General features: G+C 32.9%; 9 protein-coding genes. 5 read left to right on the forward strand and 4 right to left on the reverse strand.

Annotated features, from left to right (window positions below; all coding sequences use genetic code 11):
* Nucleotides 1-30: 30 nt before the first annotated feature.
* A complete protein-coding gene (locus P8V03_RS04470) occupies nucleotides 31-1,431 on the forward strand; it encodes an aminopeptidase (RefSeq protein ID WP_318796914.1) in 1,401 nt (466 codons plus the stop codon).
* 137 nt (nucleotides 1,432-1,568) lie between these two features.
* Complete coding sequence (locus tag P8V03_RS04475; RefSeq protein ID WP_261672353.1) at nucleotides 1,569-1,784, forward strand: holin; 216 nt, start codon at nucleotides 1,569-1,571, stop codon at nucleotides 1,782-1,784.
* Nucleotides 1,785-1,875: 91 nt separating this feature from the next.
* Here P8V03_RS04475 and P8V03_RS04480 read toward each other — a convergent pair whose 3' ends face one another.
* On the reverse strand, nucleotides 1,876-2,715 hold the full coding sequence (locus tag P8V03_RS04480) for a PHP domain-containing protein (RefSeq protein ID WP_261672352.1): 840 nt from the start codon (nucleotides 2,713-2,715) through the stop codon (nucleotides 1,876-1,878).
* 311 nt (nucleotides 2,716-3,026) lie between these two features.
* Here P8V03_RS04480 and P8V03_RS04485 point away from each other — a divergent pair, with 311 nt between their 5' ends.
* Complete coding sequence (locus P8V03_RS04485) at nucleotides 3,027-3,506, forward strand: ferritin family protein (protein ID WP_261672351.1); 480 nt, start codon at nucleotides 3,027-3,029, stop codon at nucleotides 3,504-3,506.
* Nucleotides 3,507-3,552: 46 nt separating this feature from the next.
* Here P8V03_RS04485 and P8V03_RS04490 read toward each other — a convergent pair whose 3' ends face one another.
* Genes P8V03_RS04490 through P8V03_RS04500 form a run of 3 tightly spaced genes read right to left on the reverse strand, consistent with a single transcriptional unit; the run spans nucleotide 3,553 to nucleotide 10,786 of the window.
* Nucleotides 3,553-4,605 carry a flavodoxin family protein gene (locus P8V03_RS04490; protein ID WP_318796915.1) on the reverse strand — a complete coding sequence of 351 codons (1,053 nt, stop codon included), beginning with the start codon at nucleotides 4,603-4,605 and terminating at the stop codon, nucleotides 3,553-3,555.
* Nucleotides 4,606-4,628: 23 nt separating this feature from the next.
* Nucleotides 4,629-5,897 (reverse strand): lactate/malate family dehydrogenase, encoded by a 1,269-nt coding sequence (locus P8V03_RS04495; protein WP_318796916.1) that lies wholly within the window; start codon nucleotides 5,895-5,897, stop codon nucleotides 4,629-4,631.
* A 29-nt stretch (nucleotides 5,898-5,926) separates the two neighbouring features.
* A complete protein-coding gene (locus tag P8V03_RS04500; protein ID WP_318796917.1) occupies nucleotides 5,927-10,786 on the reverse strand; it encodes a nucleotidyl transferase family protein in 4,860 nt (1,619 codons plus the stop codon).
* 234 nt (nucleotides 10,787-11,020) lie between these two features.
* On the opposite strand from P8V03_RS04500, the gene P8V03_RS04505 reads away from it, so the two are divergent.
* On the forward strand, nucleotides 11,021-12,556 hold the full coding sequence (locus P8V03_RS04505) for a DNRLRE domain-containing protein (RefSeq protein WP_318796918.1): 1,536 nt from the start codon (nucleotides 11,021-11,023) through the stop codon (nucleotides 12,554-12,556).
* Between the two features lie 207 nt (nucleotides 12,557-12,763).
* Nucleotides 12,764-17,308 (forward strand): phage head spike fiber domain-containing protein, encoded by a 4,545-nt coding sequence (locus P8V03_RS04510; RefSeq protein ID WP_318796919.1) that lies wholly within the window; start codon nucleotides 12,764-12,766, stop codon nucleotides 17,306-17,308.
* Nucleotides 17,309-17,528: the final 220 nt, after the last annotated feature.

The raw sequence follows: 17,528 nt of genomic DNA on the forward strand, positions 1-17,528 counted from the left end.
TATAAATTAAGTTTGAAGGGAGAAAGGAAAATGACAAAGGAATTGACAAAAAAATATGAATATGCTTGGGATAAGTATTCAGAGGAAGATTTAAAAAAAGTATTTAGCTTATCTGATAGGTATAAGGAGTTTGTTTCTAAATGTAAAACAGAAAGAGAATGTGTATTAGAGTTTATAGCTAGAGCAGAAAAAGCAGGATACAAATCCTTAGATGCAATTTTAAAAGAAAAAGGCACTTTAAAAGCTGGAGATAAGGTCTATGCAAATAAAATGGATAAATCCTTGGCTTTATTTGTCATCGGAAGTAATGGTTTTGAACAGGGATTAAGAATACTAGGGGCCCATGTAGATTCTCCAAGACTAGATTTAAAGCAAAATCCATTATATGAAGATACAGATTTAGCTTTATTTGAGACACATTATTATGGAGGTATAAAGAAATATCAGTGGGTTACACTTCCGCTGGCGATTCATGGAGTTGTAATAAAAAAGGACGGAACAAAAGTAGAAGTAGTAATAGGTGAAGATGAAAATGATCCAGTAGTTGGAGTTTCAGATCTTCTTATACATTTAGCTGCAGACCAAATGGACAAAAAAGCCAATAAGGTTATTGAAGGAGAAGATTTAAATATTTTAATTGGAAGTATGCCAATTGCAGATAAAGATGGAAAGGATAGAGTTAAACAAAACATATTAAAGCTATTAAATGATAAGTATGGAATTATAGAGGAAGATTTTGTATCTGCAGAACTTGAGGTGGTTCCTTCAGGAAAGGCTAGAGATTATGGAATAGACAAAAGTATGGTTATGGCCTATGGTCATGATGACAGAATATGTGCATATACATCCTTCGAGTCTATGATGAACATAGAGAACCCTGATAAAACCTGCGTTACCCTATTAGTAGATAAAGAGGAAATAGGAAGTGTAGGTGCTACAGGAATGCATTCTAAGTTTTTTGAAGATACATTAGCGGAAATCATGAACCTCTGCAATGACTATGATGGATTAAAATTAAGAAGAACATTAAGAAATTCAAAGATGTTGTCCTCTGATGTAACTGCAGCCTACGATCCAAACTTTCCATCAGTTATGGAGAAGAAGAACACAGCATACTTTGGAAAGGGTGTAGTATTTAATAAGTATACTGGAGCAAGAGGAAAGAATAGCTCTAATGATGCTAACCCAGAGTATATAGCTGAATTAAGAAATATTATGGATAAACATAATGTAGTATGGCAAACTTCTGAGCTTGGAAAGGTGGACCAAGGCGGTGGCGGAACTATAGCTTATATTTTAGCTGAATACGGAATGAATGTAGTAGACTTTGGAATAGCTCTCCACAATATGCATGCTCCATGGGAGATAGCAAGTAAAGCAGATATTTATGAAGCTGTAAAGGGATATAATGCATTTTTAGTAGAGGCTTAAGGGTAATATTTTCTTTAACATGAAATATTAAAGTTTATATATATAGGATAAAAAATGTTTTGTATTATGGGAAAGTATTGTAAATAATAGTGATAATTTAGTACACCCCTTAATAAATAATATTAAGGGGTGGTAATATGAATAGATTTAGAAACTATGGCCTATGGCTTTCTATTGCTGCATTTATACCTATGTTATTAAAGGCCTTTGGAAAGGACATTCTTCCTGATAACTATGACGAATTAATTAACGCTTTTTTATCTATACTTGTAATAGCAGGAATTTTAAACAATCCTCAGACCAATAATAGGGGATTTCTTGACGATGCTTCTAATAGAAAAAAGCTAAAATAACCATTAAATTAAGAAATAAAAACCTTAAGATCAATGGGAAGAAGATAACAAGTAATGAAAGTTATCTTCTTCCCATTTCTAGTTATTAGGATTACATATCATTAAGCTTATCTAGAAAGGCTTCAATACCATACTTGTCTAAGGATACTTCACCAACCCTAGAGGCATGTTTTGAATCATCCTTAGCTATACCGTGGAAATCAGAGCCTGCAGTAATTATTTTGTTATACTTTTCCGCATAATTTTTAAACCTTTCCGTATCCTCTGCACTATTCATAGAGTATATAGCCTCAATTCCATCAAAAGGAAGAGTCAACAACTCATCTATGTCTAAAGTTTTTATTAAAACAGGATGAGCTAATGAAACAAGGGCATTTACAGACTTTAATAGTCTTATTCCATCCTCTGTAGTTAGCTTCTTATTGGGAACATAGGCTGGACTATCTTCACCAATAAAATGTTCAAAAATATAATCCCAGGTATAGTTATAACCTGCATCCACTATAGCTTTTGCAATATGAGGCCTTGCTACAATGCCATGAGCTCCTTCTAGCATCTTCTTAGAGTCTAGTTTTATATTAAAGATTTTGTATAAGTTTTCTACAATCTTTTCTGCTCTTTGAATCCTATATTCATTCATGTCTTTTAAATAGCTTTTGAATTCCTCACTTATGTCTTCTATAGACCTAAAATATCCCAAGATATGAACAGTTTTATTTCTATGAAGGGTAGAAAGTTCTATTCCGGGAATTACTGTAATTCCAATATGCTTTCCTTCGGAGACAGCTTCATCAATACCTGCCACCGTATCGTGATCTGTAACTGCCATTATATCTACCTCTTCTTTTCTAGCTAGGTTAACTAATTCTTTTGGGGATAGCTTACCATCGGAAGCCTTTGTGTGTAAGTGAAAATCTCCTTTTTTATACAATAAAATCACCTGCTTGTCGAAAATTTTTGTTTTCCTAAATGTTCCATCAAGGCTTTAACATTTTAGAATTTATTCTTTAGTGTAGTAAGTTTATTATAATACAATACATCAACAATTCAAAATGCAAGGGAAAATTATTTGTAATAGTACCAAGTTTTGTTCTACTAATAATAAGAATTTGGCATATATATGGATTAGAGCCTATAACACCCATTACCCTTGTACAACATAGGTGTTATATGATATATTTTATATAAGGTTCAGTATTTTTTAAATTATCTAGTAATTCTGTGGGAAAGGTAGGGGATAGTATGAATAATTTTAACGGACTTGAAATATTAAAAATAGCTATATTAATGGAAGAAGAGGGACAAAAGTTTTATACTAATGGCGCTAAATATACTACAGGAAAAATAAAAGATTTTTTATTAGCTGCTGCAGGTCAGGAGTTTATTCACAAAGAACAGTTTACAAAAATATATAATGACCTATTAGAAAAAAAAGAGGATGACTACGATTATCTATTTGATACAGATGTAACTGCTTATTTAAAGGCATTAATAGAAAATAAGGTATTCGATAAAAAAGAACCGGCAGAGGACGCATTTAAAAGTTTAAAATCTGCTTTAGAATATGCCATAAAGTCGGAAAAGTTAACTGTAGAGGTTTATACAAAGATGTACGAAGGAATTTCTATTGGTGAGGTTAAAGAAGTGCTATCTGGTTTAATAGAGCAGGAAAAAGCCCATGTTGATTATTTTACAAAATTACTTAGTGAAATAGAAGAGTAAATAGTAATAAGCTGTGAATAAAGGAATTTGTTCACAGCTTATCTTTCTATAGACCCTTAGTAATGTATCTTGCAAAGTTTTCTGCCTTAACCTCTATATTCTCCACATTAAATATTGCTTTAGGGTCATTGGCAGTTTCCGTAATAATTGCATAAGGGGGAAGTCTAAAGCCCTTATTAATATTAAGCGCTCCTATAAGTTGCTTTGCTACAGAGTCTCCACCAGAGTTACCAGAAACTATTACTCCAAAAATAGATTTATCATAAAATTTAATTCTATGATATAACACTGTAATTCTATTTATTGTAGCGGTTAAATTAGCTGCTATAGCATCGTTATAGTTAGGGCACAGCCATATTATTGAATCTGATTCTTCGATAGAAGGTAACACATCTTCAACCAGCATACCCCCGTAGAAGCAGCTGTTTTGTTTGCTGTAATGGACACAGAGTTTATAGGAGCAGCCCTTGCAATCCTGAACTTTGCCATTTTCTATTTGTATTTCTTTTATATTTAATCCTTTTAAGTGTTTTGATATCATATTCCATAATTCTAGAGTATTAGAAAATTTATTTGGTGAAGAGTATAATACTGTTACTTTTTTATTTTTCTTTGGTGATGAATCTTTATATTCCAATAATCTTTGGCCTAGTTTATTACATAAATCAATACAAATTTCTTCTAAAGTTAATGGAATAACCTTTTGCCATGTTAGGAAGTTTCTTAGGCTAGAGGTAGCTTCCACTAAAGACTTACCTATAAAATTGCAGCCTAAGCTATTTGCTAAGAAAATAATATCTTGAGCGGTTCCTTTGGTTCCAAGTTCAGAGCTGCTGTGAATTAGCAGTGCACCGGTAGAGCCATAGAAAAAGTCATTTTCCTCATCTTTAAGTTTTTCGAAAAATTTTAGCATTGGCAAGTCATAACCAGTGATACCAACCTCCGCTGCAAAGAGTATCTTTTTATTTTTAAAATTGGAACAATCTGAGGGAGCTTTTACGTATACTGTAGAATGAAAACTATTAGAGAAACTTTGAATCATTCCCTGTAACTGTCCAGAAATACTTTCATTTGGAACTATTACATATAAAGTCTCCATAGATTCACCACCTCTTTTAAAATCTATAAAAAACTGTTGTAGGTATGCTGTAATTTCTTAAAAAGAACATCGTCAATATAATCATAGGTTTCTAGCTCTATACCTGAAGGAAGTAATCTATTTCTGCATCCCATAAATACACCACCTAAGAAGGTAGCGCTGTAATGCCATTCTCCTTTTATAGTAGCTATAAGTGACAGGGAACCAGAGGAAAGAGCAGGGGCTACGTAGGGCTTAAAGCCCAGTGCGCGCACCTCTAAGTTAGCTTTCTTTGTTCTTTCTGTAAGATAGTCTGAAATTTCCTCATTATAATTTTTCATACTGTCAGCTATTATAAGTCCCTCACCATGAGGCCCAAAGGCTCTCCCTTCCTTTAAGTAATGTTTATACTCTAATTTTTCAGAGGCATAGTAGGAAGCTCTGGCATTCATTACTCCTAGGCCATAACCTCTTATTTGTTCTGGTAGAAGGCCCTGAAAATCAAAATTTTTATTTATATCTTTATTACTCTCCAAAAAGGCTGTTTTACAAAGCAAGTCTACAGGATCAGAGACCACTGCAAATATGCCTTTAAAGTTACTTTCTCTGGCAAGCCTAGAGTAATAGCTCACTATCTTGGCATTACCTTCAAATTGAGCCAGTCTTACATCAAAGTCTTCCTTTCCAACTTGAGGAACTCCAATAGAAACACAGAATATAAACATATCACAGTTAAAAAGCTCATCTTCCTTAAGAGGAATTATAGGAGGATATTCTTTATCAGGGGTAGGGGAGAGGATTTGATTACATTCATACTCCCATCTTTTCATTTTATCTTCCCCTTTATCAAAAATATTAATTCTTGATATACAATCTCCACCTAATAAGCGTAATCCAGTAATCAAGGTGCCGCCTACATCTCCAAGGCCAACTACAGTTACAGACCACTTTTTAGTATTAGACTTTTCTCCATTAATTATTGGAAGATCCTTAGATAAAAGCTCCTGCCAATTAGGATAATTAGTATTTACAGCAGTGACCTTTCTATTATCTATCTTCTCAATAAGCCAAGATGGCAGGCTAGAACTTCTATTCCTTCTCAACAGATTTAAGTTTTCTTCCTGAATAAATAAATTACTATCGGAAGTTACAGAAAAGCTTCTCCGAGATTTTTCAGGAGTCAAACTGTTTAATGCAAAAATAGTGCCATTATAATTCTGAGCAAAGTCTTCCGAAAGCTCTTTAAAGTCATATTTTTTATTAGATAATAATAGTTTATTCTGGTGCTCGTAGTAATATAAGTTATTATTCATAATATAACAGTCCTTTCCCTTTTGTCTTATTATTGGAAGGCGTTATTTAGCCTCATTAAAAGCTCTAAGTCATTCTTTAAATAGCTGGATGCACTTAAATTTAAATTATAGTCTACGTTTTCGCCTAAGTCAGCGCATCTTGGGATAGTAAATACTTGACCTAGGGAATGTAAGTTTAGGTTTTTTTCATGTATCACATGGTATTCATCCTCTATAACCTTTAGTATATCAATGGCATTTTCTATACAGGTTTTAGATAAATTGTATATTGCCGACTTAGAAGCATTTCTTATAAAGGATGGATAAGTATAAGGCAAAATTAAATTAATAGAAGGCAGCAAGTTACGTTCAGGGTAAGCACCACGCCATATAGCGTCTCCCCCTATAAAGGGATATAAGGAATTCTCATTAAACCATATTTTCAGTCTTGGAATAAAATACACTGCATCTACGTTTCTGTTTTGCATATCCATTAAATCTTTTCCTCGTCCTGAAAGAACTCCAACTATTATCTTTTGTATCTTTACATTTTCATTTTTTAAAATAGGGTCTAAGGCCTTTATTCTATAGCCTTTATGAAGAAGATTATCTACAAGTATAACCGGTCGCCTAAAGGAATTTATCATTCTAACCTGGGTTTTCAAATCTAGATAATGAGGAAACTCAGCAATTTTAAACTTCTTCATATCAGGATAAAACAATTTTTCTGTATGCAGTGCTTTAGTAACAGTGTTAGGTATTACATACCTATCAAGTATATCTCCGTAAGGTACACACATAGCGTTGCCTAGTTTCTTTGGCTCTGAGGTTTCTGTAGGTACTTTATTTTCACTGCATATTTTTCTTATCATTGATTGGTAAACAAAGTTTACATCAAAGGATAAAATCAATTCACCGGGATAAAGCTTTGTCAACGCTTCTAAAAGCTTTCTTCTGGAATTACCTAAAACCATTTTCACCCTAGGATCACTTCTAAAAGGCTCTTTAATAATATTTTGTATGTCTAAATTTAATATGCAAGGAGTACTCATGTTAACAGCATAAACGGGAGTGGTTTCATCACAAAAGGGTACTTTTACAAAGCCATGAAGCGTCAATGAGTTATAGATTGCTTCTGAATTATAGCTACTGCCCAAAAGATTTCTATAGATAGCATACTCATAGTCCTTAGACACGCAAAGGGATAGAGTTTCATTTAAAAGCAGTTCCTCATATTCTTTAGCTTTATCTACATTTTTTACGTAAATACCGTCAATTAAAATTATCCTTCCAACACTGTTTTCACGGATATACTGTGAAACAGAGGAGTTTTTAAACTCATCGTAGAGCATAGAGGAACGTATCCAGTGGCAAACAGAGAAACCTAAAATTTGATTGTTAATTGCATTCTTTAAAAATACTATCCTTGGAGATGGTTTTAAAGATATTTCTTTTAAAGTCCTTTTAAAGCTATTACTTAGTTCAGGAAGCAGCGTTGTGATTTTATCTACTGTATCTTCCGTAAAGTCTTCTGCAATCTCAATGTCAAGAGATAAAGATTTAATTGTATATTTATCCTGAGCTTCCCTTTGATAAAAACCATTTTCATAGATATATTGTTGAGACATAGGGTCTATGAGACTAGAAATGTCTCTGTTATCATCAATATAACTCCTTATCTGGGTAGAGCTTATTTCTGAATATCTAGAGGATAGAGTTAATACTAAAACATCTCCATCTATATTTTTAACAGAAGTTTCAAACTTTTTATTCTTACCTCTTTCAAAAACTATATGAGAGAAGCTGTGAATAGAGTTTTCACTCTTAACCATTGTGTAGCTGGAGGCGTTAGCTACCACGTCACTGCCTACTGCAATATATACTTCAGAATTTGGAAAGCTCTCTCTTAAGCATTTCAAGTCCTCTACATTTGCTATATTTATGGGATATATGTCTGGGTATATATATATATTAAGTTCATCGGAAATAGACATATTTACTATATTTCTCCTAAGAAGACTTGGCAGAGTTTTTTTGGACCAGGAAAATTCATCTACTGCCAAGTAGACTTCAAAGCCAAGACTTTCTACATATTTTGCAATTTGCTTATGGCTTAAGGAGAAAGGATCAAAGGTTCCAGGGAAGAAGGCTATTTTAGAAGGCACTTCTATATTGATATCACCATGGAAAAACATAAAATCAGAAATAAACCTATAAAAATAATTTAAGCTAGCAGATCTTGTGAGAAATAAAAGCTCTTCATTATCGTTAGCTGTAATAAGGGTGAGTACTTTTTTGGCTATTAGTTTAAAGATAAATTCCTTTCTATCTAAGTTTAAATTAGATACACCAAATATATCCTTTCCTATTACGCTAAAGGCAGACTGCTTCACTTGAGATTCATAGTTTCCAAGGCCATTTAAGAGGATGCCTAACATCTTCTTAAGTCTGCTTAAATAAGATGTTTCACTTTCCTCAAACCTAGTGCTATAGCATTCATAATTAGATAGAGTAATTCCTATAGTTTTAAGAATTAAAGACTTTAGGTTTATATTTGAGGTTTTGATTTTTAGTATACAATCGTCAATAACTTCATCTAGCTCTTTAGGCTGAAGCCATAAAATTGACTGGCCGGCGTATCTTGGAATATACTCTGTAAATTTGTTTCCTTCAATTTCAAGAGCTCTCATTAATTCTACCGCTACCTCATTTCTCTCTGCTAAGGTAAGCTGAGGCATTAACTCCAAAACAGCACTGCCAGCTCTGTTTCTGACACTTTCTACAGCACTTACTTTTAGCAAGTTGCAAAAGTGAATAGTAGTATGAAGTCTACTGGACTGATGATTATGGTATGCATCGTCTAAAAGCAGTTCTATCTGGTTCCTTTTTCTTATCCAGTCTGTTGCAGTTTTTAAATTACTTAAGTATATATCTGAAACGGTCTTTTTAGTTAGCTGGCAATAATGTTTAAAGGCGTCTACATTTATAGCTATATCTAAGGCAGTATTAATCTTAAGTAGCAAAAGGTTTTCTGCAGGTATTTTACTTTTTGAAGTAATTAAGGCAAAGTGATCTTTAAGTTTTTCTATGAACTCATGGTTACTAGGAAGCTTATTAATTATCAATAAGGTAGTTTCCAAAGCTTGCAATCTCAATATACTGCTTCGTTTCTTCAGTCTAGAAAAAACATAAGTAAAAATTAACTGGAGGTTATCTTCATAAGGCTCTAGTGGTACATACTTAGCAGTTTCTAGTAAAAATAGTTCACAATCAGTAGTTTTATAACTTTCATTACTATAATAATCTATAACTGCATCCCTATAGTATTTTACATAGGAGCTTTTGCTGCTATTAAATAGAGAATTTACCATTATACTAATGCTGTATCCTATATTAAACCTATGGGAAGGAATAACTTTATGTCCAGGACACAGCATAAGGTTAAAGTATTCCTTTAGTAGATCTAAGCTATTTGCATCAGGAGAAGGAAGTTTAACGTTTTCCGGAATTTCCTTTCTGTAATCTTCATCATAAATAGCAATTAGGTTTCCGATAAGCTCCGCACAGTGCCTTCTTATGTCGTCTTCAGTATGAGTTAAATTTTCGTACAAGAACTTAATAGTTTGAAGTTTTTGCTGCTGGGTTAGATAAGTGGAGTACTCTTGAAAAATCCTAATATATTCTCTTAGGTTTTTCCAATCGGTTTCACTTCTTGCTTGCTCTAGTATAGATTCAAGAGAATATTCATCACGTAGCTGATACATTACATTAATATTGTGTTTTATAGAAAGAAATTTTAAGTTTTTAACTATATCATTACCCTGTAATAAAGTGTAGTTTCGTTTAGCTTTTTTTATAAGATTAAATTTAATTTTAGGTTCTACATCTACCCCAAGGTCCAAGAGAAAGTTTTCAAAATCCTTTAATTTGGCGTATACCCTTTTGTATCTGTTAGACTTTTTAGTATCTACATTTTCAAGTTTATTTAGGATAACATAAAAGGAATCCTCTAGAGAAAAAAGTTTCATCTCAGCAATTCCATTTACAGTTTCGTTTTTTACTCTAAAGTCAGAATAAATCAAAAGTAAGGATTCTATAGATAGGTTTTCAAGCTCTAAATCCCAGGTAGAGTGATTTAATGCAATATTTCTAATATAGTTTATACCGCACTTTTGGAACCATTGGTCAGTGTAATAGTAGTGAAGATGAGGAACTCTTTTAAGCTCAGCACCTTTACAGCCATATTTTCCTATATCATGTCCTGCTGCCGCACCAGAAACTCTCCCGAGGTCCACAGGAAGCTTTAGAAGTTTTAGCTGTCTAGCTAGAAACAGTGATAAATAGTGAACACCGCATACATGGTCTAAGGTGTTATAGCCTGTTAACTCTCCGTTAATTTTCATCATTTCATAGGTGTAGTTATCATAAAAGGCCTTTATGAATCTTCTATATTCATCGGGATGTTCTAACTCATTTTCTTCCTCTAAGGATAGAAAATTCATTGGATAGCGGCTTTGCCAGCTTTCATCCCAAGAATTTTTCTGAGCCTCGCATAATACTCGAAATATTCTAAGATAAAGTTCACAGGGACCCTTTAAGTTATCCTTAAGTTCTATAGAAGTTGTTTCAGGAAAATTTTTATTAAGTACATATTGATATATATAGTTAAGCCAGTTATCAGGGGCTTCATTTTTGGCTAGCTCATCTAGCAATTCTTTGCATAGAACTAAGGTCCTTTCTCCAGAAAAGTCCTTATCCTCTAAAAGTAGCTTTAGATTATCTGTAAACTCTTTATTTCTAATGTAGTTATCTATTAGTTTTTTTTCTATTCCCCATTTTTGGAGCCACTTTATACTGGTTAGTCTTCTTATTATTTTGTTGTAGATTTCAACAAAGGATAATGTGTTCATTTTAGCCTCCTTAAACATGTGGTTTACAGAAAATTATAAACTTTTACAGTAGATTTTAAAAGGGTATAAAGGAAAAAAATACAAATATATTTTTTGCTAACATGGAAAAGATGAAGAAAATAATGATGTGTTTGAAAATAAGGAGAATGACATTAAAATTAAGATTGCTAAAAAGGTTAAGAATTAAGAAATTAGTAACTATAAAGAAAGATAAATACGAAATATCTTGGGGTATTGACAAATCATCAAATTCAGATATTTACTTTTAATTTGAGTGTAAAAAACTTAGTCCCAAAGCTTCAACAGGATTATTCAATAATATTTTACGATGAAAAAGATTCATCAATTGCTGTATTTAAGATTGACCCTCCATTTATGTATGATGGAAATGGAGAGATAAATAGAGAAGTTACAGTAACTCTTGCTCAGGAAAAGAAAAATTATGTATTATCATGGATTCCTAATAATGGTTGGTTAAATAGTAAAAATAGAAAGTACCCAATTATAATTGACCCTTCTATTGGTACATCTCTAGAGGTTAAAAGCATTGAAGATACCTTTATAGGTTCAGGCATAGCAAGTGAGCCAAGAAAGTATGCAGACCGTCTCGGAGTTGGTAAAGGAATTTATTCAGGAACCACTAGAAGTCTTATAAAATTTACACTGCCAAGTGAGCTAACAACCGGTGATATGATTACTAACGCTGCTCTTTATCTAAATTTACTTACTACCAATTATGAATCACAACAAATTAATGTGCATAAGATAACAACTCCTTGGAGTTCAGATTCTGCTACTTGGAATAATAAACCTTCTTATGAAGAGAATATTTCAGATTATAAATTTATACAGGGAGAAGAAGGAGCATTATTTGACTGGGATATAACTGAAATGGTAAAAGAGTGGAGTAGTACAGGTAATAACTATGGGGTGTTGTTAAAAAATAGTGATGAAAATATAGGTTATAACGAGTTTATTTCCTCAGATTCAACTGAATTGTATATGAAGGGCAGACCGAGGATAAGAATAGAATACGTTAATAGTTCAGGTTTAGAAAATTACTGGACTTACCACAGCCAGGATTTAGGAAGAGCTGGCACAGGCTATGTTAATGATTTTAATGGGAATGTGATATTTATTCATAATGATTTAACTATGACAGGTAGCAGGATGCCTCTTACTTTAAATCACGTATATAACAGTAATGATAGAAGTATTACAAGTAACTATGGTTATGGATGGAGATTAAACCTAAGTCAAAGAGTAGAACCTAAGACTATTGGAGGCAATCAATGGTATGTATATACAGATGAAGACGGAACTAAACATTATTATTACTATGAAAGTTCATCGGGAACTTATAAACAGTATATGGGTACAGACTTAACTTTTACTAAGGGATCAGATGGAAGCTATACTATAAAAGATAAAGATGGAGGAGTTCTTGAGTTTGTACCTGGAGGATATCTATATAAAATTAAAGATAAAAACGGAAATTCTATAACTCTCAGCTATGATGGAATTATATTAAAGAAAATTACTGATGGAGCTGGAAGAGTAACAATTTTAGATGTATTAAGCAATGGATATCTTGTAGGTATAATAGAACCGGATGGTAGTAGAACAAGCTTTGCCTATAACGGAGCACAGTTATCTCAAATTACCTATCCAGATGGAAACTATACTATTTTCACTTATGATAATAGTAATAATCTTACAAATGTAAGAAACTATGATAAGTATAATGTAACCTATAATTATAACACGTAACCGCCTTACAGAGTAAAACAAATACAAGAAATTGGAACAGATGGAGCATTAGGAGGAAATTTAAGTATTGACTATAGGTATAATACAAGTACTTTCACTACTATTTTTCCTGATGGAAGAAGGAGAAATAGTATATACCAATTTAATGATTACGGAAATACCATAAGTATAAGAGATGAGGATGGCAGTGCAGAATACTATAAATATATGACAGGAAACCTTTCAAATAAGCTTTCATTAGCTTCAAAACCTCAAAAGTTTAGTAAAAACTACTTAAAAAATCACAATGTAGAACTTCAAAATTTAGATTGGGGATTGGATTCATGGGGAATTCCTGATGAGCAAATAAGTACTGTAGGTTCAGGTATTATTACTACTGAAGCATCTTATATGGGAAGAAGCAGCTTAAAAATTAATAGAATTGCTGCTGGAGCAAATAGATTGTTTTATAGCCAAGGACTTAGTCTACCAAAGGGAAAAAGTTACGTTTTTTCAGCATACGTTAAAACTGTAGATATAAAGAATGAAAGAGGTAAGGGTGCAGCAATTTTTGTTAACTACTATGATAGCAGTAATATCGTACAAACTGTTGAATCAAGAATGATTCAAGGAACAAGTAACTGGACGAGATATGAAGTTAAATTCACCCTTCCAGATAATGCAGCATCAAATACTGTATATGCAAGAGCAGGAATCATAGAAGAAATGGGAACTGCCTATTTTGATTGTTTTCAGCTAGAGGAAGGCACTATAGCAAATAGATACAACTTAGTGGAAAATGCAGATTTATCCTATGGGGATACCATGCCTATTTATTGGACTAGAGATCCACAGTCAGACCAATATGATAAAGTTATTGATATTGATGGTAAAAGAGCCTACAGAATATTTGGAGCTTCCAGAAACTCCAAGTATCTGGCACAAAGCATTAATGTTTCAGGAAAAAAAGGAGACAGTTTTGTAGTTTCCGCTTGGGCTAAAGGTGAGTCTGTGCCTTTAATTGAAGGAAGACGTTTTTCACTGGAAGTAGGAATGGAGAAGGCAGATAAGTCTCTTGACTGGTACTTGGTTTCTTTTAATGAAGATTCAACAGATTGGCAGTATGTATCAGAGAAAATAGTAGCTAAAAATGATTATGTAAGAATAATCATATATGGAGAATACTACAATAATGCAAATGCAGCTTACTTTACCAATTTTCAAATATACAAAGAAGAGTTTGGAGTAAGCTATGTTTATGATGAAAATGGAAATGTAATATCAGTTGTAGATTTAGCAAAAAAGGAATCTAAATTTGAATATCAAAATAATGACTTGGTTAAAGCTATAAACCCATCCGGTGGAAAGTTTGAATACAAATATGATAAAAATCGTAATATAGAGAAGGCAACTTCGGCGGAGAATGTAGTATATTCCTTTACCTATGACAGCTATGGAAATCCTTTAACTTCAACAGTTAGCAGTATAACAGATGCTAATTCATCATTTATAAAGTCTACAGCTAATTATAGTATAAGCGGAAACTACATGAAGGTAATTACAGATGAGAGAGGAGATTCTGTAATTAATCATTATGATGAAACGAAAGGCTTGTTAACAGGAACCACTGATGGAAAAGGAAGTAAGACATCTTATCAATACGATAATATGAACAGGCTAGTTAACGCTTCTAAAATACTTGAGGCTTCTGACAGTAAAAATGTTGAAAGGTTTCCGTTGATATCAAATACTATAGGAAGTAAAGGAACAAAAACTGTAACTGAAAATGCGGTATTTGATAAAGATAGCAGTGGTAAATCAGCTTTTGCAGCTTTTGATACTGGTACAAATCTACTTGTAAACTCATCCTTTGAAGGTACAGGCGGAACTGGATCTACTAGCTCTTGGGCATTAGAGGATTGGGATAACTCTACAGGACGATGGAGATTAGTGTATGACGGAGTAAATGGCAGTTACTGCTTAGAAAGTTACGACTCAGATGGTGTTGTAAATGGAAGTGCTACAAATTCTGTAGCTTATCAATTTGTAAATTTACCTTCTGCTCTTTCAGCTCCAAAGGTTTATACTTTGAGTGCATATGCTAAAAGAATAGGTACGGAAAATCCAGAGCTTGGAGTTCAATGCTTTGATGCAGCTGGTAAATTGATAGCTGGAACTTATCAGAACTACGTAAAAGCAATACCAGAAAATCAATGGGTAAGAATAAGCCAAACCTTCACCTTTCCAGCAGGTACAAGAAGCTTTTTTGTCATACTGAGAACCCATGTAAAAGATAATAACAAAGTTAGATTTGATGCAGTACAAATGGAGGAAAACAGTATATTTACTCCATATACTTTAAGTAATCGTGGAAATTCAAAATTATACTATGATCTAGGTGTAGATAAAAAATCTGGAACAATGGCAGTGTGGTTTAATACAAAAGGCAGCGGAACTAGAATAATTTTTTCTAATGAAGGCAGTGGAGTATTATTTAATTTATATATAAACGATGGAAATAAGATTATTTTAAGTTCAATAGATAAGAGTAATGTTTTTAGAAATATAATTACAGCAAGTGATATAACTATATTAAATAACACATGGTATTTTGTAGCACTAAGATGGCAGTGGGTAGCAGATGAGACAACTCACAGCAGTGTATTAAACTGTACTTTATATATAAATGACAGAGTTTATACTGGAAGTACAACGGACTTTAAAGACTTTACTGGAGTAATAACAGCAGTTGGAAGTAATGTATATGGATTATACCAATTAAATGGATTTTTAGAAGGTTTCTCTTATTCAAGAAATCCTTTAAGTAATGATGATATACAGGATCTCTACACCAGAACTTTGCAGGATGATAGGATTACAACAGTAGCAAACAGTTACACTTATGAAAGTGACAGAATAAAAACCATATCCCATAATGGATTTAGTTATAAATTTGAGTATGACAGCTTTGGAAATAATAATAGAGTTTTAGTAGAAAATCAGCCTTTAATAACAAATAATTTTGAACCTATTACAGGGAATTTACTAAGCTCAATTTATGGAAATAATCAGAAAGTCAGCATGGTATATGATGAGTTAGACAGAATTATCAGCAGAAAGTTTAACGAGAAAGAGAGATATACCTATCAGTATGACAGCAGTGGAAACCTAGGATATCATGAAGATAAAATAAATAACAGAAGCTATAGGTATGTCTATGATTTATCAGATAGATTAGTTAGAGTTGAAGAAGCTGCTACTAATGATATAAATTATATAAGATTAGGCTATGATAGCAATAATAATGAAAACAGGATAACTCAAAAAGTAGGCGGAGCCTTGTATGAAACAAAGTATGAATATGATAAGGATAACAAGCAGAGATTAATTTTTTATGGAGAACCTTCAGAAAGTGATGAGAGAATAGAATACTTTAGGTTAAATGGCAGTACATTAAGCAGTAAAGGAAGGGTTCCGATTCCTGATATACAAACACCAGTATTCCAAAGAGATGAAAGTGGTAAAAACGCACTTGCTGCTTATAGTGGAACAAAGGTTGTTTATGATTTAGGTATAAATAAATCAGCTGGAACAGTAACCGCTTGGATAAACACCAGTGGAACAGGTTCAAGAATGATAATTGGAAACGAAGGAAGTTCCCAGTTATTTAATCTTTATGTGGATGAAAACAATAAAGTTAACCTTGCAGTGTTAAATAGTGCAGGTGTATTCACAAATGTTATAACTACAGAAGAAACTATAACTCCAGATAACTGGGAATTTGTTGCCCTTCAATGGTTTTTTGACAGTAGTAGTGGAGTTTTAAAATGTACTTTATATTTAAATAGTAAGCCTTATACAGCAAATGTAACAAGCTTCAAGGATTTCACAGGAGCGAAAACCGCAGTAGGAAGTAATCCAAAGGGTGGTTATAATTTAAATGGGTTGATTAGAAATTTCACCTATGCGCCAACATCAATAATAAGTGAAAGCTCTATACTTGCAATGTATCATAGAAGCAAAGTAGAGTATAGCCATGACAGCATTGGCAGGTTGTCTGAAAAAATAGTAAATGCAGGGCTTAACAGCTATGGAACTTCCTATGAATATGTTAAGGGAATCAGCCAAGGGTCAACAACAAATAAGCTTAAATCAATAAGAAACAAAAATATTAAAATAGAGTATGAATATGATGCCAACGGAAATATAACTAAAATTATTGATGCTGGAAAAGTTATAGAGTATCAATATAATGAACTAAATGAATTAGTAAAAGAAAAAAATGGAGTAACTCAGAAAACTATAGATTACCTCTACGATTCAGGGGGAAATATACTACAAAGGATTGAAACACCTTTATCTGGAACAACATCAGTAACTACAGGAAGCTATAAGTATGATCCTATATGGAAGGATAAACTGACACATTATAATGGAATAGCAATAACCTATGATGAGATTGGAAATCCAGTAACTTACGGAATTAACAACTATACATGGGAAGAAGGAAGAAGGCTAAAATCAATAACTCCTATATCAGGTACTGGAAACAATATTACCTTTAAATACAATGATTCAGGAATCAGAACTGAAAAGAATGTAAATGGAATTGTTACAAAATATTATCTAATAGGAGATAAAGTAACTTTTGAAGATAATGGTTCAGATAGGATATACTATACCTATGATAGTGAAGACGACCTGATAAGCATGAATTTAAACGGAACTGATAAGCAGAGAGCCCAAATCTCCGATTTGGTGCGAATCGCTTAGCTCTACAGCTTTGCTGTAGAGCTTCCTTTATTATATAAGAAACGGTCAGGGAGATATAATAGGTCTATTTGATAGTAGTGGAATACAGGTTGTAACTTATCTTTATGACAGCTGGGGGCGGGTTCTATCTGCTGTAGATAACACTGTAGATAAAGTAGGTGATAAGAATCCTTATCGTTATCGTGGATATAGGTATGATAAGGAAACTGGATTATACTAC

The sequence above is a fragment of the Clostridium tanneri genome (assembly GCF_033659955.1).
GTDB classification, from domain to species: Bacteria; Bacillota; Clostridia; order Clostridiales; family Clostridiaceae; genus Clostridium_AM; species Clostridium_AM tanneri.